Source organism: Bradyrhizobium sp. HKCCYLRH2015, assembly GCF_051168215.1.
Lineage (GTDB): Bacteria > Pseudomonadota > Alphaproteobacteria > Rhizobiales > Xanthobacteraceae > Bradyrhizobium.
The window spans coordinates 1-18,968 of record NZ_JBNPUO010000010.1 but is presented as its reverse complement, the minus strand read 5'-3'; the positions used below and the strand labels follow the sequence as shown (position 1 = coordinate 18,968).

The following is an 18,968-nucleotide window of genomic DNA, read 5'->3' as shown; positions in this document are numbered from 1 at the left end:
TGCGCGAGATAATATCGCGCGACGCGAGGCGTCCGCTTACGACGCGCGCGGCCGGTCGACGGCGAGAAACGCGTCGAACAGCGTCAGGCCCGCATGAGGCCGTGCGCCTTCGAGCGACAGCAGCCGACGCTTGGAGACGATGCCGCTGTTGGGCGACGGCTTGTCGAGGCCGTTGCCGATGTCGCGGACGCGATGGCAAGGGACGATCAGGACGAACGTATTCTTGGTCAGTGCCTGCGCGATCGAGTTCAGCGCCTTGGGCACGTGCAGTTCGTCTGCGATCGCGTCGGCGGTGCGCGTCTCGCCGCGCGGAATCGCGCGAATGCAATCGTAGACGCGCTGGTTGAAGGGCGTGACGCCGTCGAGGTCGAGCGCAACGTCGGAGAAGTCGACCTCCTGCCCGCGCAGCATGGCCGCGATGCCTTCGATGGCGAGTTCAGTATTCGAACACGAGCGCTGCTCCCGTGCGTCGGGAAACTGACGAAACAGGCGCCGCCGCGTCTCGATTTCCCGCGCTTCCGGCAATTGTACGCCGGTGATTCCGGCATCGCTCCATGCAATGCCGCAACGGCCGAGGGCCGTATCAAAGATCGTATACCCACGCCCCATGACGCCACCCCAACCCCACGCACATCATATCATCGTCACGATCGCCCGCATCAACTTTGTTTACAAAGTGTTAACAGCGCGGCGTGACGGGGGCGGGTTTGCCCTGATTTGGGTGATGGTTGTCAAGCGTTGCGTTGCGATCTCTGTTGTCGCAGGCGAGACGCGATCGATCAGAGCTCAGACGAGCGGCTCACCATTCCGGTGCGATCGCCAGCAAAATCAGGATCATGCGCGAGCCACAGCTCGAGGAGGCTTAGGAAGGTCACGGCGATCCCGACCGTGATGCTGACATGCATCGCCGATGTATGCGCGAACCCGAGCAGCCACGGCGCTGCAATCAGCCATACGCCAAGCGCAACCTTCAGCCACTCCTCCCAATCGGCGAACGCCACGAGGCCGCCGAACGAGAGCGCGACGACGGCAGCTCCCGCCAGCTCAGCATCGATCCGGCCGGCGCTGCGCGCGAAGCCGAACAGCGCGGGCGCGAAGGCCAGGAACAGGCCGCAACCGAGCGTGTAGAGGTCGAGCGCCGACGGGCCCGACATGAAGGCGAGGGTTTTCGAGGGGGCGGTCGGAGACTTGTGGCCATGGCTCTGCATGATGTGAACTCCCAGCACACGGCGCGGCGACGCGAGCGCCGGCTCCAATGGCAAGGCGAGATCGCCCAATCTGTTCCCGAGACTTGCGGTTGCGACCGATCACGATCGGGCGATCCGGCCATCGCAGACCTTTCGCGTTCGCCGTCTGGGCCCGCGGATCGCGCGGCAACAAGCCGCTTGGCGAAACGCATCGTGTCGGCTAAGCATTGGCGAGCGCGGGCGTAGTTCAATGGTAGAACGGCAGCTTCCCAAGCTGCATACGAGGGTTCGATTCCCTTCGCCCGCTCCAAGCTCCGCATTGGATGCCGACAATGCGAAGGTGAATTGTCCACCGCTTCCGATAGCGCCGGATAAGACGAGTACGCGGTCTATGCTGCGCGATGAGGTGCAGCTGCGGCGTCAGGACGGTATGCGTTGCGCGCGCCCGGTGGAGGGCGGACCTCCCCTGCCGCTCCGCACTTTCGCTGCAAATCGATCAGGACCGCGCGGTCTCGAACCTGACACCAACCCGACGTTCGCGGGAGATCGTGAAGATGGGCGTCGCGGCAGGTGCAGATCTTTTGGCTGTCGCGATCGACTGACGGGCAGGGACCGTGCGCGCGCCGGAGCGTCGTTGCGGCCCTGGCTTCCTCAACCTGCGCGGCTGACGACACGGCGGCCGGCCGGAGGAGCGGTTCTGAAGATCGTCCGGTTGCCAAGATGCAGCTGGGACATGATCACGCCTCTCATCCTCGAAAAACTGCCATCGAATACACCTTTAAGGTGTATTTCAATTGACTAGAAAGTCCTGATGGCACAAGTTTCACGTGTATGTATTTTCATTACAATCATAGATTAAACCCAATCATGGATTGTTAAGGGGCCGGATCGGCCCCGACATCTTCGTTTCGGCAAGGGGAACGTCCAGTGGCAGAGCAGCCTGTCTCATCGACGGGAGTCGATAACTATTCCCGATACGGCGACTATCTTTCCGCGCAGATGCAGTCCAACCGCAGCTTCGGTTACGGTCTGTTCATTTGCAGGATGCAGGCGGCACCAGGTCCCGTCTGCTCGGCATTCTGGCTCTACTCCAACGCGCCCTCGGCGGCGCAATCGCCCGACGTAGCGCAGAACTGGAATTGGAACGAGGTCGATTTCGAGTTCGTCCCCTTCACCCAGGCGACCCAGGCGGCCTACGCCACCTTCGCGGGCGGGCTGCCAAAACCGAATGACCTGCAAACCTTCGGCGCAACCGTCGCTCTGGGAGATCCGCGTTCGCAGACACTCGATCCGGCCGCGACCTCTTGGACACTCGGCTTCACGCGGACCGATGAGGCCATCGCGCAGCAGATGTGGGCCTACTACAATACGTGGATGGGCGCGCCGGGCGCTCCGCCCAGCGGCGGAACGTTCGTCCTGGAGGACGGCACGACTGGCGCCAAGACCGGTGATCTTGCTTACAATATCAGTTCCGGCGACCTGCAGACAGCGCTCAACAAACTCAACAGCGGCACCGGCTTGTTCGGCGCAGGGCCGGTCACGGTCACCGTCGCGGCGTCGGGCGGTTCGGGAAACATCAACAGCGGCCAGCTCAATCAGATCGATATCACCACGGTTGGCCTGATCGGACAGCTTTCGGGCGGCGAGGCGGTCTCCGCCGTGGGTAATCCCGGTCTCCTTCCCGAAGGGACCTTCATCACCGAGGTCGACCAATCGACGTCGATCGTCACGCTGAGCCAAGCCGCCAGCGCGCCCGTATCAGGCCAGACCTTCCAGTTCACCCCCATGAACGTTTGGTCGGTTGGCCTCGCCGGTAGCCAGCCAGTCAAAGACGTGCTGATCATCGATACAAGTGATCTGACGCCGAAGGGCACGCTCGGAAGCGTGATCGCCGGCCTCAGCGGTCCCGGTGGCAACGAGGAGACCGCATTCAATGTCTCCGTCTTCCAACCCCTGCACGCGCCGGCGCGCGGGTCGACCTGGTGGAAGCTGCTCGTCGACCAGACCGGGCCCAATTTGATCTGGCCTGACGCGACGACCTGGAAATATCCGCTGACGTCGCTCGCGGCTCCATCCGACCTCGACATGACCAATGCCGTGGCGCTCAACTACTGGCGGAGCCCTGCCGGCCAAGCCTCGAATACCGTCGATTTCACCGGATGGCCCGACGTCACGCACACCGGAATACTCCGGGTGAGCCCCATACCCGGCACGAGCGATCCGAACTCCTTCACCTCGGCGGTGCTCAACAACGAGGCGTATCTGTTCGACACGTCTGGAAACTTCGCGCCTTACAGCGAGTTTCATACGTACACCATCGCGTGGACGCCGACGCGTGTGGCGCAGTACATCGACGCGCCGAACGGCGGCCGCGACATCTCCAATGCCACCCCGGTCGCGGTGTTCGACCGCACTGATTTCCCGTCTGTCGCCAAGTCCGGACCACAGGCGCCGGGCGCGGAGATCCCGTGGATCAGCAGCGAAATGAACATGCCGGTGGGGAACGTCACGATAAATCTCGCCAACTACGTCGCCTTCATGGCTGCCGGTGCGGGACCAAACCCTCCGGTCGAGACGACAGGCAGCCTCACCGCAAATTCGACGGCCGTCACCGTTTCCGATCCATCGGGGATTTTCGCCAGCCAAGTCGTCTCCGGGGCGGGAGTGCCGGCGGGAGCGACGGTGACGGGCGTCAACGGAAGTATTGTGACGATGAGCCTCGCCGCCACGACGAGCGGCACGGGGGTCCCGCTGCAATTCGTGCCGACCGCCACGGTCACGACGACAGGCGACCTCGCGACCGGATCGCCGACGATCTCCAACATCGCTGCGGCGCAGGGAATCTTCGTCGGCCAGCAGGTCTCGGGGGCAGGCGTCCCGGAGGGGACGACGGTGACAGGCGTCGCGCCGCCCGATGTGATCATGAGCGCCAACGCCAGCGCGAGCAGTTCGGGAGCGCCGCTGACCTTCACCACATTGTTCGACGCGACGACGACCGGTGATCTGACCCAAGGTTCGACGATCATCACCAATGTCGCCAATCCCTCGATTGCCCTCCCGGGCCAGTCCGTCTCCGGTCAAGGGATACAGAATGGGACGAGCGTGGTCAGCGTCAACGACACCATGGTCACGCTGACCCAGGCCGCCGCCGCGAGCGGGACGGGCGTCGCGCTGACGTTTGCCACGATGCAGTCCGGCGTCGGGTGGTCGGGTCCCCCTCCCGGTTCTGACTTCACCAACGTGGCGGCCTTCGTGCAGACGATCGGCTGGTACCCGCTCATCCCTTTCAAGTCCGGCAAGGACACGTCGGATTTCGACCTGCAGAGCGACGATGCCCTGTGGCTCGATTTCTCCGACGGAACGTGGACTGCGAGCGATTTCGCGACCGACTTCTCGAAATATTTCGGCATCCTCTACGCGCAGGACTTCACCAGCGCGGGCGGCGCCGGCTCGGCTCCGCTGCGCGATTCGAAGAGCCCTCTCGCCGTATCGTGGGTGGGGGGGCCCAACGGCACTGGCGCCATGCAACTCGCCTGTGCATCGTCGGTGGCCGATCCGGCACGCAATTTCTTCGTCCTGCTCCCGAGCCAGGAAAGTCCGGGCGTGTTGGGCCCCGGCAATCCTCTCGTGCGCGCCGTGGTTCAGTCGACCGGGATCACTTTGAGCGCCAACGCGACCCAAAATGGCGACGCGTTGCTGACCTTCACCAGCACGACCACAGGCGATCTGTTCGAAGGAATAACGGCGATCTTCAACGTCGCAGACCCGTCGCTCGTCCAGATCGGTCAGTCCGTATCCGGACAGGGAATCGCGACCGGCACCGTGGTAACCGACGTCAATGCATCGGGCGTCACCATCAATTGGCCTCCGACGTCTTCCGGCACGGCGGTCGCGGTGACCTTCGTCAGCACGACGACCGCGACGCTGATCCAAGACGAGGCCGCCGTCACCCTCGCTGACCCCTCGTGCGTCGTTGCGGGCCAAGCGGTCACCGGGACAGGAGTGCCGGCGGGCACGACCGTGGCGCGTGCGAGACAATACTACGCCGCAACCAGCTCGGTCGGCACGCCCACCGCGTTCTACGCGCCGCCGGCGAACACGAGCGTCGAGCTCTTCGTAGGCGTCTGGACCAGTTCGGCCAGCTACTTCCCCCAAGCGACGGTCCAGCCGTACTACACCGCCGAGATCATTGCTTCGACCAGTGCGGAGGGGGCGGTGTCGTGGGCGATCAAATCAGATCCGAAGGGAGCCCTGACCATCGATCCGAGCAACCCGTTCCGCATCGCCGTCGCAGCGCCTTCCGGTTAATCGGATCGCTGGCGGTTTCGGCCAGGTAAGGTTCGCCGAGGCCGGCGCACGGACCTCGCCGGCGTGCCCTCGCCAGCATGCCCTCGGCGCGAGACCAGGGATGCGAGCGGGTCAGCCGCGGGCTGAGCCTGAAACGGCAGTCTGTGGCGCCACCCGCTTCGCATAGATCGCCTCGATCTCCGTCGCGAAAGCACGCTCGATCGCCGGGCGCTTGTTCTTCAAGGTCGGCGTGATCAGGCCTTCCTGTATGGTCCACGGCTCCAAGGTCCAATGCACGGCTTTCGGCGTCGCGTAGGAGGGATAGGCCTTCACGGCGCGGGCGATGTGCCGCAGCAGCGATGCCGCCTCGGCCTCGGTGCCGCGCTGGCCGTGCGCCGCGAGCCGCGCCTGCTGCTCGGCCCAGCCCTTGGCATTGAGCACGACGATCGCGGCCAGGAACGGCCGGTTCTCGCCGATCACGATTGCCTGCTCGAACAGCGGATCGGTCAGGATCGCGGTCTCGAGATCGGCAGGCGCGATCTTCTCGCCGGTCGAGGTGACGAGGATGTCCTTGATCCGACCGGTGATGGTGATGCGTCCCGCATCGATGCGGGCCTGGTCGCCGGTGTGCAGCCAGCCGTCCGCTTCCTTGATCCGCGCGGTTTCCTCCGGCCGGCGCCAGTAGCCGAGCATCACGTTCGGGCCGCGCACCATCAGTTCGTCATTGTCGCCGATGCGCACCTCGATGCCGGGCAGGGCGCGACCGACGGTGCGCGGGTCGTTGTCGTCGGGCGTGTTGACGCTGACGACGGGCGAGGTCTCGGTCATGCCGTAGCCCTGCAGCACCTCGAGCCCGAGCGCCAGGAACAGCCGCACCACCGGCTCGGCGATCGGCGCGCCGCCGCTGACGGCGACCCGCAGCCGTCCGCCGAACCGGGCCAGCACCTTGGCGGCGACCAGGCGCTGCAGCAGCGGCCACGCGATACGGTCGAACGCTGACAGGCTCGTTTCGCGCCCATGCTGCGCATCGAAGCGACGGCCGCCGATCGCGATCGTCAGGTCGAGCAGCGCCCGTTCGAGCGGGTTTGCGGTCCCGCGATGATGCATGACCAGCGAGTAGATGCGCTCATAGATGCGCGGCACCGAGATCAGGATGGTCGGACGGACCTCCACCAGATCTTCGGACAATTGTTTCACCGACCGCGCATAGGCGACGCAGGCGCCGATGGCGATCGGGTAATAATAGCCCGCGGTGCGCTCGAACGTGTGCGACAGCGGCAGGAACGACAGGAACACGTCGTCGGTGTCGGCCGCGAGCCATTGATGAATCGCCTTGAGGTTGGAGACGACGTTGTCGTGCGACAGCATCACGCCCTTGGGCCGGCCCGTCGTGCCGGAGGTGTAGACGATGGCGGCGAGGTCGTGCGGCGCGATGGCGGCCTGGGCGCCGGAAGGCGCGGCGTTGCTGGCTGCGTTCAACCACGCGTCCAGATCGACGAGGCGCGGATCGCCGGTCGGGCCAGCCGGTTGTCGGTCGGCGCAGACGATGCGCCGCAGCTCGGGCAGGGCCTCGCGGACCGCCGCGATCTCCTCCCAGCGGGCGTCCGAATCGACCAGCAGCAGCCGGGCGCCGGAATCGGCGAGGATGTAGGCGATGCTGTCGGCGTTATCGACGGCGTGCATCGGCACCGGCACCAGGCCGAGCGACAGCGCCGCCTGGTCCATCGCGAGATGCGCGATCCCGTTCGGCATCAGGATGGCGATACGCTCGCCCCGGTCGAAGCCCTCGGCCGCAAGCGCCCGCCGCCAGCGGGCGACGACGAGATCGATCTCGCGCCAGCTGAAGCTCGCCCATCGGCCGCCTCGCGCGTCGAAATGGCGGTAGGCCGGCTTGTCCGGGCTCTGTGCGACGCGCCAGCGCCAAAGCTCGGGCAGGGTGGTGATGGCGGCCAGCGTGCCGGCCGCCATGGCGTGATCATCGATGGGATTTGATTGCTGCACGCCCGTCTCCGGCGATCCTGGACTCCGTTGCGAGCAGAAGCTCTGCAGCGGCGGATCGCGTCCGACGTTGACGTAGCGCAATCATCGCAAGGCAGGTCGCGCATCCGCGCATGGGAGCCCGGCCATCGCGGCAGGCCGGCACCGCAGCGGACGCCGGACCGGTCGGAGCGTCCATCAGGCGCCCTGCGGGACCTTGTCGAGAAATCCGGTGACGCGCTGGATGCGGCCGTCGGCCAGTTCGACGAAATCCGTGCCCTGGATCGGGGCTTCCGCATTCTCGGGGCCGAGCTCCCAGGAAAACCGCAGATGAGGACCGTGGCCGTCCGCAGCACCGACGAGGCGAAAGCGGAAGTCGGGAAAGCGCTGCTGCACGCCCGCGACCAGGCCATCCACCGCCTCGCGTCCTTCGCCGCGCATCATCGGGTCGATATAGAGCGCATCCGCGGTCCAGTGACGTGCGAGCAATGCGCCGCGCCGCGCGGCGTCGCGTTCGTTCCACAGCGCGATGTAGATCTCGGCGATCTCGGTCGGATTGGTCATCGGTGCTCTCCATGTTGTGAACGATGAGGAGCCCATCATCGCGCCCGGCGCGCAGCGAATCGATTACGTCGAACGTCATCTCATCCGGAATGACAGAACTGTAAGTTGCCGCCTGTTTGCGCGAGGACTACGCCACGCGCAGCGGCGGTGCGGGGAATGCGTCTCATGATGTCCGACACTTGGAAGTGGATTGCCGTCGCGATCTGTCTGGTGCTGTTCACGGCGGATACCGTGCTCAAGCCGCAGGACAAGCCCAATCGCATGGTGTTCTTCGAGCTGCATCGCGGCGAGAGCCCGACGATGATCGGCATGATGCGCGACGACCTGATCAAGCTGCCGGGACGCGGCGCCAGCCGCATCCGCGATGCGCTGGCGCGCGGCGAGACGTTAACGGTCTGGCAATATGAGTTAAGAAAGATTGAAGACGGCAGCTATCAGGAGGTGCCGGAGCGGCAGATCGAGCTCGGCGCCGCCGATGCGCCGCTCGTCACCTTCGGTGCGCGGATTCGGCTGCCCGATAATTAGTTCGATCCGCCGGGGCCGTGAGCGTCGGGAGGCCGATCGTCTCCCGGCTGCTGGCGCGGTGTCGGCGCGACCTCGCTTCATCTCCTCCCGATCAGACGGCGCGGTGCCGCCTGACCCCACCGCAGTCATTGCGGCGCAGGGCCAGGAGCGGACGGCACAAACTTGTGATTGCGTCGACGGCCTCTCCTGACGTCGTCGCATGACGCCATGCCCGCGCGAGCCCTCACCCGCCATCGGGACCGCACCAGCGCCGCTGGGCCGGCGATCCGCGGGATTCGCCTCCCGCCCTGATTGGGGTGTGTCGTGCGAAAGCGCGGCCCCCGGGTTTCTCCGGAGTGCCGGTCGTGCCGCCGTGACGCCGCTGCCGCGCCGATGGGCGAATCATGCCGGGCCTCCGCCTTGCTCGTGGCGCGACCGCCATGTCCGGAACCAGCGTTCGGCCATTTTCGGTGGTAGCGACTCATTGGTGCAGCGGGCTTGCAACACTCGCGGTGAATTTGGCTTTGGTCGCTGCGCTCTCCTGGACAAAAACACGATCTCGAAACACGCTGCATGTGCGATTTGGATTTGGCCTTCGCGTTCCGGTTCTGCGGATGGGGTCGTGATTGCAAGGTCCACCGCAGTCCAAGCATCACAAGAAGCGCATCACACGAAGCGTGCCAAAGTCGGTCAGATCGGTTTCGCCGGGTTGCACTGGGGCTCGACATGAAATTCTGGACGGGATTGCTTGCGGTCGTTCTGTTGCTGTCGGGGGTCGGCGCCAGCCAGGCCGTGGTCCGGATCGCCGATGACCGCGGCGGCCGGATCGGAACCTATGTCGACAAGTACCAGGGCCTGCGGTCTTCCGGGGAGTACGTGATCATCGACGGGCTCTGCGCATCGGCCTGCACCATCGTGCTCGGCGCCATCCCGCACGAGAAGATCTGCGTCACCTCGCATGCCAATCTCGGTTTCCACGCCGCCTGGGATTTCGGCGCCAACGGCCGGGCCGTCACCAATCCCGAGGCGACCCAGATGCTGTACTCGATGTACCCGTCGCCGATCCGCCGCTGGATCACCCAGCGCGGCGGCCTGACGCCCCGGATGATCTTCCTGAAGGGCAAGGAGCTGCAGGCGATGTACAAGCCCTGCTACATGGATGCCCAGGCATCCTCGCCCTCGTCCTCGCATGTCGCGCCCAATGCGCCGGCCATCTCTCCGGCCGCGGCCAAGGCCTCCGCCTCCCATTGATAACCGCTGGCATTTGGGCTGATCGGCCGCCCGACTGCGGCGCTTGCCTGGACCGGTTGCGGGGCTTATCTGGAGTCTGAGGGGCGGGCCGCGTGGTCGGCTCCGGCCGATGAGTACGCCATCATGCAGCCTCTTTCAGCGCCGCAAGAGATACCGTCCGTGTCGCAAGCCCGGCGTCCCGCCTCTGTGCCGGCTATCGCGGCGGGGCTCGCGGCGATCGGGCTCGTCCTCGGGGCCGTGACGATGTGGGCGCAGTACGGGACCGCGGTGTTCTTCGAGACCCTCGCGGCCGGCTTGCAGGCCTGCTTCTGAGAGACAGTGAAGGAGCGCGCAATGCCGTCCAATATCACCCGTCCGCTGGTGATCGTCGGAGCCTTCGCCGCCAGCCTGGTGATCGGGCTGTCGCTGATGTTCCTCGTCATGGGCGGCGGACGCAACATCGCGGCGCCAGCGGCGATCGGCGGCCCGTTCCAGTTGACCGACCAGAGCGGTGCGGTCGTCACCGAGAAGAGCCTGGAGGGGCGGCCGACCCTGATCTTCTTCGGCTTCACCCATTGCCCTGACGTCTGCCCGACCTCGCTGTTCGAGATCTCCGAGGTGCTACGCGCGATGGGCAAGGATGCCGACAGCGTCAACGCCTATTTCGTCTCGGTCGACCCGGAGCGCGACAATCCGGCCGCGATGAAGGATTACCTCTCGAGCTTCGACCCGCATCTCAAGGGCCTGACGGGCGATCCCGAGGTGCTGGCGAAGGTTCTCACCGAATACCGCGTCTATGCCAAGAAGGTTCCGCTGAAGGACGGCGACTACACCATGGACCACACTGCTTTGGTGTATCTGATGGACCGCAATGGCCGGTTCGTCGCGCCGTTCAACCTGAAGCGGACGCCCGAGGAAGCTGCGGCGGATCTCAAGAAATACCTCTGAGCGCGTTAACGCTCCAGCCGGGCGGCTGCCTCCCGGCCGAATCCAGCCTCGAATTTGCGCTGGGATGCTTTATAAGGCGGTGACCATCGGGACCGCTGATGCCGACCGTCTTGTCAAAGCCCGTGAAATCGACCCGTCTCGCCCGCGCCGCCGCTGGCGCGTTGCTGTGCTTCGGCCTCGCCGCGGCCGGTTCCGAGGTGCGCGCGCAAGCGCCGGTGAGGCCGGTCGTCGAGGCGGCGCCGCAGGCCGTCCCTGGTTTCTGGGATCCGCGCCGCCGGCCGGAGCGGCCCGATCTGTCGCGCCTCACCGTGATTCGGTTCCTGACCGAGACCGACTATCCGCCGTTCAACTTCACCGGCCCGGACGGCAATCCGGCCGGCTTCAACGTCGATCTTGCCAGGGCGATCTGCGACGAGATCAAGGTCACCTGCACCGTCCAGATGCGCCGGTTCGAAACCCTGCTCGACGCGCTGTCGTCCAACCGGGGCGATGCGATCATCGCCTCGATCGCGGTGACGCCGCAGATGCGGGCGCGGGCCGACTTCTCCGATCCGTATTACCGCGCGCCCGCGCGTTTCGTGTCCCGCCGCGACGCCGTCATGACCGAGATCCGCCCCGAATTTCTCGAGGGCAAGAAGATCGGTGCCGTCGCCGGCACCGCGCACGAGGCCTACCTCAAGGCGATGTTCACCGACGCCGAGATCAAGACCTATCCGAACGACGAGGCGCTGCGGCAGGCGCTGCGCCGGGCCGAGGTCGACCTGATCTTCGGTGACGGAATCTCGCTGGCGTTCTGGGTCAATGGCACCGATTCCGGCGATTGCTGCGCCTTTTCCGGTGGACCTTTCGTCGAAAGCCGCTATTTCGGCGAGGGCGTCGGCATCGCCGTGCGCAAGGGCAACGACCTCCTGCGCCAGGCGCTGAACTGGGCGCTGTTCCGGGTCTGGGAAAAAGGCCGCTACACCGATCTGTGGCTGCGCTACTTCTCGATCAGCCCGTTCTAGAGTTTCACCTGCCGGGTGGGCGAAGGCGTCATGCGCCCGGCCCGCCGTCGCTGCGCATCCACCGTCATTGCGAGGAGCGGAGCGACGAAGCAATCCAGAAGCCTTGTGACGGCTGGATCGCTTCGCTTCGCTCGCGATGACGCCCTGTGTTAGTTTTTTGCTCCTTCGAAACCGGTACTTCAGATGTCCACGATCGATCTCGTCCCGACCAGCCCGAGCGACCTGCGCGCGCTTGCCGAAAACTCCAACGCCTGGCCGTTCGAGCAGGCGAAGGCGATCGTCAACCGGCTGAAGAAGACCCCGAAGGACGAGGTGCTGTTCGAGACCGGCTACGGCCCGTCCGGCCTGCCGCACATCGGCACCTTCGGCGAGGTCGCGCGCACCACCATGGTGCGCCACGCCTTCCGCGTGCTGACCGAGGACAAGATCAAGACCCGCCTGATCGCGTTCTCCGACGACATGGACGGCCTGCGCAAGGTGCCGGACAACGTGCCGAACAAGGAGATACTGGCCACGCATCTCGGCAAGCCGCTGTCGCGCATCCCCGATCCGTTCTCCAACGAGTATCCCTCGTTCGCCGCGCACAACAATGCCCGGCTGCGCGCCTTCCTCGACCGGTTCGGCTTCGACTACGAATTCGCCTCCTCGACCGAGTACTACACCTCCGGCAAGTTCGATGCGGCGCTGTTGCGCATGCTGGAGCGGCTGGAGAAGGTGATGGCGATCATGCTGCCGTCCCTGCGCGAGGAGCGCGCGGCGAGCTACTCGCCGTTCCTCCCCATTTGCCCGCGCACCGGGCTGGTGCTGTACGTGCCGATCGTCGAGCACGACGCCAAGGCTGGTACGATCTCCTATGACGATCCCGAGACCAAGGAGCGCGTGACCGTTCCAGTCACCGGCGGCCATTGCAAGCTGCAATGGAAGCCGGACTGGGCGATGCGCTGGCATGCGCTCGGCGTCGACTATGAAATGGCCGGCAAGGACCTGATCGATTCGGTGAAGCTGTCGGGCAAGATCTGCGCGGCGCTCGGCGGCACGCCGCCGGAGGGCTTCAACTACGAGCTGTTCCTCGACGAGAAGGGCCAGAAGATCTCGAAGTCGAAAGGCAACGGCCTGACCATCGACGAATGGCTGCGCTATGCCTCGCCGGAATCGCTGTCGCTGTTCATGTATCGCGAGCCCAAGGCCGCGAAGCGGCTGTATTTCGACGTCATCCCGCGCAACGTCGACGATTACCAGCAATTCCTCGAGGGCTTCTCCAGGCAGGACGCCAAGCAGCAGCTCGGCAATCCGGTCTGGCACATCCATTCCGGCAAGCCGCCGAAGGCCGACATGCCCGTCACCTTCCAACTGCTGCTGACCTTGGTGTCGTCGTCGAACGCCGAGAATGCCGAGACCCTATGGGGCTTCATCGGCCGCTACCGGCCAGGCGTGACGCCGCAAACCCATCCCAAGCTCGATGCGATGGTCGGCTACGCGATCAACTACTATCGCGACTTCGTCGCGCCCACCAAGACGTTCCGCGAGCCGACCGAGGGCGAGCGCGTGGCGCTGCAGGATCTGCGCGACGCGTTGTCGAACCTGCCGGCGGAGGCGACGGCCGAGGACATCCAGAACGTGGTCTACGAGATCGGCCGCCGCGAGCCGTTCCTCGACCACGCCAAGAAGGGCAAGGACGGCCGCCCGGGCGTGTCGCTCGACTGGTTCAACATGCTCTACCAGGTGCTGCTCGGCCAGGAGAAGGGCCCGCGCTTCGGCTCCTTCGTCGCGGTCTACGGCCTGAACAATGCGGTGGCGATGATCGACGGGGCATTGGCACGCAGCGCGTGAGGCCAACGCTGGTCATGACACAAAAGGTGTCGTCCCGGCCTTGAGCCGGGACCTATAGCCACCGGCCAACATGTGGCGGAGGGTCTCCGCCATCTTCTCAAACAATCAGGATTCCGCGGTATGGGTTCCGCTTTCGCGGGGACGACGGCGGAATGCGCGGCGGCGCTTTCCACCGCCGCGCGGCGAGCGAACTACACCCCTTGCAGCACGAAGCGGCGGTCGAGCTTCTGCACCGGACGGGCGTTCATCGGATACAGCTTTGCGAATTTCGCCACGTCGGTTTCCGCGACCGAGACCGGCTCGCTCAGCAGCAGCCATTCGACCACCTCCGAGCAGGGCGGCGTCGTCAGCGAGCCGGCATAGCGATAATAGGAGCGGCGCGCTGGCAGCATCATGTGGGGATTGATGCGCGGATCAGCCTTGACCGCGGGACCCTCCTTGTCCGGCATCGTCGCGACGATCTGCGCGAAGGCGGCGTTGGGGCGGCCGGTGGTCATGAGCACGCCGAGGACGGCGAGGCCGCCGGAGGCGGCGCGATGCACGAAATGCGCCTCCATCGGATAGTTCTTGCCGCCGATCTGGTGCTCGCTCGGACGATGGAAATGCATCTGCAGCAGCTTGTAGGTGGTGCCCTCGAGCTTCATGGTGCTGCTGCCATCGGCGAAGTTGAGCTGGATGGTGTGGCCGTTGTTGACGATGGTGTCGGCGGTCCTGGCCCAGTTCAGCCTGAAGTCGGGCAGCTGGGCCCGGGTCGAGTGCTCGATGTCGATGGGCGATTGCTGGGTGCCGACGCCGCAGACCTTGTTGGCCGCGTCGAGATCACCCCATTTGGCCGGTCCGGTCGCGCCCTCATAGCTCCAGTGCGGGGCGCCCTCGGCGGCGAAGCCCGGGGTGGCGCAGACGGGGCACAGGGCGAGCCCCGCCAGGGCCTTCAAGACGTGGCGGCGGTCCATGACAATCTCCAAAGGTTCAAGCGTGGGCATGATCGGCTGCGAATCGCGCGCAACAGGAAAGCCGAATCAGGTTAACTCTTGCTGAGGAACCGGTTGCACCCTCGCGAATTCGCCGTCGCTCGGATGCAACCTGAGCGTGTCAGCCGCTGAACTGTCCCGGGCAAACGATGCTTGAGTTCGCCGCCCCCTGCCGATACGGTCGGCCGCTCCCGAAAACATCAGCAAACTCAAGCTCAAGCCAGGACCGCGCGAAGGTGCCCAAAATCTACAAAATCTGCTCAGCTTCGGCCTGGCGCGAGGCGGAGCGGCTGGGCGTGTACCGCGGCAGCGCGGACGATCTGCGGGACGGGTTCATCCATTTTTCGACCGCCTCCCAGGTGCCGGAGACGGCGCGGAAGCATTTCTCCGGGCAGAGCGCGCTGTTCCTGGTCGAGGTCGAGGCGGATGCTTTGGGAACGGGCTTGCGCTGGGAGCGCTCGCGCAACGACGAGCTGTTCCCGCATCTGTATGGCGAGCTCGATCTCGGCGCCGTCACCGCCGTTCACCAGATGCACAGCCGTGCCGATGGCGGCCACGACCTTCCGGACTTGAAGCCGTGATCCGCGCCTTCGATCAGCTCTCGCTGCCGCTGCTCCGCTGGCTCGACGCCGAGGATGCGCACCGGCTCGCCATCCAGGGCCTGAAGCTGCTGCCGGCGATCAAGCCGCGACCGGATGATGCCAAGCTCGCGGTGCGCGCCTTCGGGCTGAACTTCCCGAATCCGGTCGGCATGGCCGCCGGCTTCGACAAGAACGCCGAGGTGCCGGACGCGCTGCTGCGGCTCGGCTTCGGCTTCGTCGAGATTGGCTCGGTGACCCCTCGGCCGCAGAGCGGCAATCCGCGCCCGCGGCTGTTCCGGCTGGAGCGCGACGAGGCGGTCATCAACCGCATGGGCTTCAACAATGACGGCGCCGAGATCGTGCTGCGGCGGCTGGCCGGGCGCGCCCACCAGGGCGGCATCGTCGGCGTCAATGTCGGGGCCAACAAGGATTCGGCCGACCGCGTCGCCGACTATGTCCGGCTGATCGAGACCTTCGCACCGGTGGCGAGCTATTTCACTGTCAACATCTCCTCGCCCAACACGCCGGGCCTGCGCAATCTCCAGCAGGCTTCTCAGCTCGACGATCTGCTGTCCAAGGTGCTCGAGGCGCGCGACCGCGTCAGGCGGAAATCCGGCGATACGCCGGTCCTGCTCAAGATCGCTCCCGATCTCAGCCTCGCCGAGCTCGACGACGTCGTCCACGTCGCCCGCTCGCGCGGCGTCGACGGCATGATCGTGTCGAACACGACGCTCGCCCGGCCGAGCTCCCTGCGCGAGCAGTTGCGCGCCAGGGAGCAGGGCGGCCTGTCCGGGCGGCCGCTGTTCCGGCTGTCGACCCGCATGGTGGCCGAGACCTTCGTGCGCGTCGAAGGCGCGTTCCCGCTGATCGGCGTCGGCGGCATCGACACCGGCGGCGCCGCGCTGACGAAAATCCGCGCCGGCGCCAGCCTGATCCAGCTGTATTCCTCGCTGGTCTACAAGGGCCTCGGCCTGGTCGAGAGCATCAAGGCCGACCTGACCTCGACCCTGCTGCGCACGGGACGCGATTCGCTGTCGGAGATCGTGGGCGCCGATGCCGCCACGATCACCGCCGAGGATTGGCCGGTCTAGCGCGCGGTCTATCGTCGACAAAGAATGTAGGGTGGGCAAAGCGCAGCGTGCCCACCATTTGCACGTCAAGGAAGGCGGCGGGCACGCTGCGCTTCGCCGCCCTACGACCCTCATGATTTCCCGAACGACGCCCGCAACAGCGCCGGATAGCGCGCGGCCTGGAAGCCGCCGCGCGCCGCGTAGAAGCTCAGCATCGCGATCCACAGGCCCGTATTGCCGAAGCCGCGCAGCGCCAGCCAGGTGCCGAGGAAGACGACCAGCGCCGCCACCATGAGGTTGCGCATGTCGCGCGCCCAGGTGGCGCCGATATAGACGCCGTCGAATGCGAAGGCGAACACCGACAGCAGCGGCGACGCCACCACGAACGGCAGGTAGTCGCGCGCCGCACGGCGCACGGCATCGCTTGCCGTCATCACGTCGATCAGCACCGGCCCGAACAGCGCGAAGATCGCGGCCACCGCGAGCGCGAAGCCGAAGCCCCAGGTCAGCACCAGCCTCGTGGCGCCGGCGAAGGCGTCCTTGTTGCGCGCGCCGAACGCGTAGCCGCAGAGCTGCTCGGCGGCATTGGCGAGCCCGTCGAGGAAGAAGGCGGCCACCAGCAGGAAATTGTTCAGCACCGCGTTTGCGGCGAGCGTCGTGTCGCCGGCGCGCGCGCCTTGCGAGGTGAAGAACAGGAAGGCCACGATCATCGCCGCGGTGCGGATCATGATGTCGCGGTTGACGGCCATCATGTGCATCAGCTTGGCGCGGTCGAGCAGCGCCGCACGCGACATCCGGGCGTCGGCCTTGACCAATCGGCGCGCCAGCACGAGGCCGATCGCGACACCGACCGTTTCCGCGATCACGGCGGCGATCGCCGCGCCGGCGATGCCGGCCTGCAGCACCTGGACGAACAGGATGGTCGCGGCCATGTTGATCAGGTTGATCGCGACCTGGACGGCCAACGCCAGCCGCGCACGCGCGAGCCCGACCAGCCAGCCGAGCAGCACGTAGTTGGCGAGCGCCAGCGGCGCCGACCAGATCCGGATGATGAAATAGCTGCGCGCCGCGCTCAGCACGGCGTCGCTGCCCCCCATGATGTCGAAAATGATCGCGCCCAGCGGCAGTTGCAGCGCGGTCAGGCCAATGCCGATCAGCGCGGCCAGCACGAGGCCGCGGATCAGGACCATCAGGATCTCGTCGCTCTCGCCGGCGCCGAGCGATTGCGCGGTGAAGGCGAGCGTGCTGGCGCGGAGGAACGCGAACAGCCAGAACAGGCAGTCGAAGATCACCGAGGCCATGGCGACGCCGCCGAGCATGGCCGCTTCACCGAGCCTGCCGATCGCCGTGGTCGAGACGATGCCGATCAGCGGCGTGGTCAGATTGGCGATCATCGCGGGGCCCGCGATGTCGAACACCTGCGCAGTCGTGACTTTGGCTGAAGCGGTCAAGAACGGCTCTTTGATTGGCGAAACGCGCGACACGCGCGTCTCTGCCGTTCTTAGCGACCTTTCGCGTCTCCCGGCTAGAGGTCGATACTCATGCCGTCATGCGCGGCCACGTGGTCGATGCGGTCCAGCCGGCCCAGCATGTCGTCGCTCATATGGGTGAGCACCAGCCGCTTCGGCCTGATAGCATCGAGATGCGCCTCCAGCGTCGCGAGGCTGAGATGGTTCTTCACCGCCTTGTCGTAGGTATAGGCCTCGGCGATCAGCAGGTCGGCGTCGCGGCCGAGCCGGATCAGGCTGTCGGTCCATTCGGTGTCGGCCGTATAGGCGACGACCTTGCCTTCCGCCTCGATGCGGTAGCCGAGAAACGGCCCTCCGGAGTTGCCGTGCACCACCGCAAACGGCGTCACGCTGATGTCACCGAAGCGCGTCGTCTCCTCGGGCACCAGCTCGATCACCGACAGCTCGAACTTGCGCGGCGTCGTCGACGAATGCTCGAACAGCGCTTCCATCACCTGCGTCAGCCGCGCCGCGATGCCGGCGGGGCCGGCGATCACCAGCGGCGTCGTTCGCCGTAAGAACTGCGCATCGAGCAGCAGGAACGGCAGGCCGGCGAAATGATCACCGTGGAAATGCGTGATCAGGATCAGTTCGATCGCGTTGCAGGCGATGCCGAGCCGCTTCAGCGCCGGCAGCGACGAGGCGCCGCAGTCGATCAGAAGATTGGTGCGCGCCCCCGTCAGATGGAAGCAGGTATTGGACCTGCCGCCCGATCCGAACGCGTCACCGCAGCCGACGAAGCGGAGCTGCATCGGCTGCGTCTCTCAGCGGCCGCGCGGAGCGAACAGCCGCGACAGGAACCAGATCGGGATCACGATGACGGCGCCGAGCAGGAAGTAGCGCCACAGCCAGTTGAAGGCGTCGAAGCCGAGCTCGTACAGCCGGATGAACAGCAGCCGGATGCTGTGCAGGATGTTCAGCGGATCGAAGCCGATGGCCGACAGCACCACGCCGACCAGGATCGACAGCAGCACAAGCCGGAACGCCACCGACAGCGGCGAGCCGCCGAGAAAACGGTACAGGCCATCCGAGCTGCGGGCGCGGGCCGGATAGTCCCTGACGTCGTTCGACATGGCATCGTCTCCAGGCGGGTTCGTCGGATTCGCGAGCCCGATTATAAGGCACGGCAGGGCAGGTGGGGAACCCGGCTCAGCACCGCAAGCCGGTTGCCGGCATTTAATGTTCCTCCGCGCTGCCGGACATTTGCGGATCGCCGCGCATTTCAATGCTGTCATGGCCGGGCTTGACCCACGGCTGTCCGGTTCAGCTTCCGCATATTGCGAGGCTCAACTGTTGTGGGTTTTTGG

17 protein-coding genes and 1 tRNA gene are annotated in these 18,968 nt (G+C 65.8%); 10 read left to right on the top strand and 8 right to left on the bottom strand.

The window, feature by feature from the left end; genetic code table 11:
• Positions 1–36: 36 nt before the first annotated feature.
• Entirely contained in the window at positions 37–609 is a 573-nt protein-coding gene (locus ACQR1H_RS25115) for a methylated-DNA--[protein]-cysteine S-methyltransferase (RefSeq protein WP_316218167.1), read from the bottom strand.
• A gap of 170 nt (positions 610–779) precedes the next feature.
• On the bottom strand, positions 780–1,208 hold the full coding sequence (locus tag ACQR1H_RS25110; RefSeq protein WP_315801580.1) for an SPW repeat protein: 429 nt from the start codon (positions 1,206–1,208) through the stop codon (positions 780–782).
• 215 nt (positions 1,209–1,423) lie between these two features.
• Between ACQR1H_RS25110 and ACQR1H_RS25105 the strand changes: the two genes are divergently transcribed.
• Together ACQR1H_RS25105 and ACQR1H_RS25100 are read left to right on the top strand one after the other, a co-directional pair.
• Positions 1,424–1,497, top strand: a tRNA-Gly gene (locus ACQR1H_RS25105).
• A gap of 617 nt (positions 1,498–2,114) precedes the next feature.
• A complete protein-coding gene (locus tag ACQR1H_RS25100) occupies positions 2,115–5,495 on the top strand; it encodes a hypothetical protein (RefSeq protein WP_434908358.1) in 3,381 nt (1,126 codons plus the stop codon).
• A gap of 111 nt (positions 5,496–5,606) precedes the next feature.
• Here the strand turns inward: ACQR1H_RS25100 and ACQR1H_RS25095 are convergent, their stop codons facing one another.
• Both ACQR1H_RS25095 and ACQR1H_RS25090 read right to left on the bottom strand, forming a co-directional pair.
• The gene (locus ACQR1H_RS25095; protein ID WP_434908357.1) at positions 5,607–7,475 is read right to left on the bottom strand and encodes an AMP-dependent synthetase/ligase; all 1,869 of its coding nucleotides are present in this window, start codon (positions 7,473–7,475) and stop codon (positions 5,607–5,609) included.
• A 174-nt stretch (positions 7,476–7,649) separates the two neighbouring features.
• The gene (locus ACQR1H_RS25090) at positions 7,650–8,015 is read right to left on the bottom strand and encodes a nuclear transport factor 2 family protein (protein WP_434908356.1); all 366 of its coding nucleotides are present in this window, start codon (positions 8,013–8,015) and stop codon (positions 7,650–7,652) included.
• Between the two features lie 165 nt (positions 8,016–8,180).
• Here ACQR1H_RS25090 and ACQR1H_RS25085 point away from each other — a divergent pair, with 165 nt between their 5' ends.
• From ACQR1H_RS25085 to ACQR1H_RS25060, 6 genes are all read left to right on the top strand, one after another.
• Positions 8,181–8,540, top strand: coding sequence for a hypothetical protein (locus ACQR1H_RS25085; RefSeq protein ID WP_434908355.1), 360 nt, complete (start codon positions 8,181–8,183; stop codon positions 8,538–8,540).
• Between the two features lie 705 nt (positions 8,541–9,245).
• Entirely contained in the window at positions 9,246–9,770 is a 525-nt protein-coding gene (locus tag ACQR1H_RS25080) for a hypothetical protein (protein WP_315801575.1), read from the top strand.
• A 123-nt stretch (positions 9,771–9,893) separates the two neighbouring features.
• The gene (locus ACQR1H_RS25075) at positions 9,894–10,082 is read left to right on the top strand and encodes a hypothetical protein (protein WP_434908354.1); all 189 of its coding nucleotides are present in this window, start codon (positions 9,894–9,896) and stop codon (positions 10,080–10,082) included.
• A gap of 21 nt (positions 10,083–10,103) precedes the next feature.
• Complete coding sequence (locus ACQR1H_RS25070; RefSeq protein WP_315801573.1) at positions 10,104–10,697, top strand: SCO family protein; 594 nt, start codon at positions 10,104–10,106, stop codon at positions 10,695–10,697.
• 98 nt (positions 10,698–10,795) lie between these two features.
• A complete protein-coding gene (locus tag ACQR1H_RS25065) occupies positions 10,796–11,701 on the top strand; it encodes a transporter substrate-binding domain-containing protein (protein ID WP_434882490.1) in 906 nt (301 codons plus the stop codon).
• Positions 11,702–11,884: 183 nt separating this feature from the next.
• Positions 11,885–13,531 (top strand): lysine--tRNA ligase, encoded by a 1,647-nt coding sequence (locus ACQR1H_RS25060; protein ID WP_434908353.1) that lies wholly within the window; start codon positions 11,885–11,887, stop codon positions 13,529–13,531.
• 191 nt (positions 13,532–13,722) lie between these two features.
• Here the strand turns inward: ACQR1H_RS25060 and ACQR1H_RS25055 are convergent, their stop codons facing one another.
• Positions 13,723–14,484, bottom strand: coding sequence for a carbonic anhydrase (locus tag ACQR1H_RS25055; protein WP_434908352.1), 762 nt, complete (start codon positions 14,482–14,484; stop codon positions 13,723–13,725).
• Positions 14,485–14,738: 254 nt separating this feature from the next.
• Here ACQR1H_RS25055 and ACQR1H_RS25050 point away from each other — a divergent pair, with 254 nt between their 5' ends.
• Both ACQR1H_RS25050 and ACQR1H_RS25045 read left to right on the top strand, forming a co-directional pair.
• Entirely contained in the window at positions 14,739–15,083 is a 345-nt protein-coding gene (locus tag ACQR1H_RS25050; protein WP_434908351.1) for a DUF952 domain-containing protein, read from the top strand.
• The gene (locus ACQR1H_RS25045; RefSeq protein ID WP_434908350.1) at positions 15,080–16,174 is read left to right on the top strand and encodes a quinone-dependent dihydroorotate dehydrogenase; all 1,095 of its coding nucleotides are present in this window, start codon (positions 15,080–15,082) and stop codon (positions 16,172–16,174) included. The genes ACQR1H_RS25050 and ACQR1H_RS25045 overlap by 4 nt, the downstream gene beginning before the upstream one ends.
• A gap of 110 nt (positions 16,175–16,284) precedes the next feature.
• On the opposite strand, the gene ACQR1H_RS25040 is transcribed toward ACQR1H_RS25045, so the two are convergent.
• The 3 genes from ACQR1H_RS25040 to ACQR1H_RS25030 all read right to left on the bottom strand — a co-directional run bounded on the left by ACQR1H_RS25040 (position 16,285) and on the right by ACQR1H_RS25030 (position 18,734).
• Entirely contained in the window at positions 16,285–17,571 is a 1,287-nt protein-coding gene (locus ACQR1H_RS25040) for an MATE family efflux transporter (RefSeq protein ID WP_434908438.1), read from the bottom strand.
• A gap of 107 nt (positions 17,572–17,678) precedes the next feature.
• Entirely contained in the window at positions 17,679–18,413 is a 735-nt protein-coding gene (locus tag ACQR1H_RS25035) for an MBL fold metallo-hydrolase (RefSeq protein ID WP_434848470.1), read from the bottom strand.
• Between the two features lie 12 nt (positions 18,414–18,425).
• Entirely contained in the window at positions 18,426–18,734 is a 309-nt protein-coding gene (locus tag ACQR1H_RS25030) for a DUF6460 domain-containing protein (protein WP_315801566.1), read from the bottom strand.
• Between the last annotated feature and the right edge of the window lie 234 nt (positions 18,735–18,968).

Coding starts and splice junctions, on each gene's coding strand:
- ACQR1H_RS25080 (WP_315801575.1), top strand. CDS start 9,246: ATGAAATTCTGGACGGGATTGCTTGCGGTCGTTCTGTTGCTGTCGGGG.
- ACQR1H_RS25090 (WP_434908356.1), bottom strand. CDS start 8,015: ATGACCAATCCGACCGAGATCGCCGAGATCTACATCGCGCTGTGGAAC.
- ACQR1H_RS25035 (WP_434848470.1), bottom strand. CDS start 18,413: ATGCAGCTCCGCTTCGTCGGCTGCGGTGACGCGTTCGGATCGGGCGGC.
- ACQR1H_RS25085 (WP_434908355.1), top strand. CDS start 8,181: ATGATGTCCGACACTTGGAAGTGGATTGCCGTCGCGATCTGTCTGGTG.
- ACQR1H_RS25060 (WP_434908353.1), top strand. CDS start 11,885: ATGTCCACGATCGATCTCGTCCCGACCAGCCCGAGCGACCTGCGCGCG.
- ACQR1H_RS25110 (WP_315801580.1), bottom strand. CDS start 1,208: ATGCAGAGCCATGGCCACAAGTCTCCGACCGCCCCCTCGAAAACCCTC.
- ACQR1H_RS25065 (WP_434882490.1), top strand. CDS start 10,796: ATGCCGACCGTCTTGTCAAAGCCCGTGAAATCGACCCGTCTCGCCCGC.
- ACQR1H_RS25070 (WP_315801573.1), top strand. CDS start 10,104: ATGCCGTCCAATATCACCCGTCCGCTGGTGATCGTCGGAGCCTTCGCC.
- ACQR1H_RS25115 (WP_316218167.1), bottom strand. CDS start 609: ATGGGGCGTGGGTATACGATCTTTGATACGGCCCTCGGCCGTTGCGGC.
- ACQR1H_RS25055 (WP_434908352.1), bottom strand. CDS start 14,484: ATGGACCGCCGCCACGTCTTGAAGGCCCTGGCGGGGCTCGCCCTGTGC.
- ACQR1H_RS25030 (WP_315801566.1), bottom strand. CDS start 18,734: ATGTCGAACGACGTCAGGGACTATCCGGCCCGCGCCCGCAGCTCGGAT.
- ACQR1H_RS25075 (WP_434908354.1), top strand. CDS start 9,894: ATGCAGCCTCTTTCAGCGCCGCAAGAGATACCGTCCGTGTCGCAAGCC.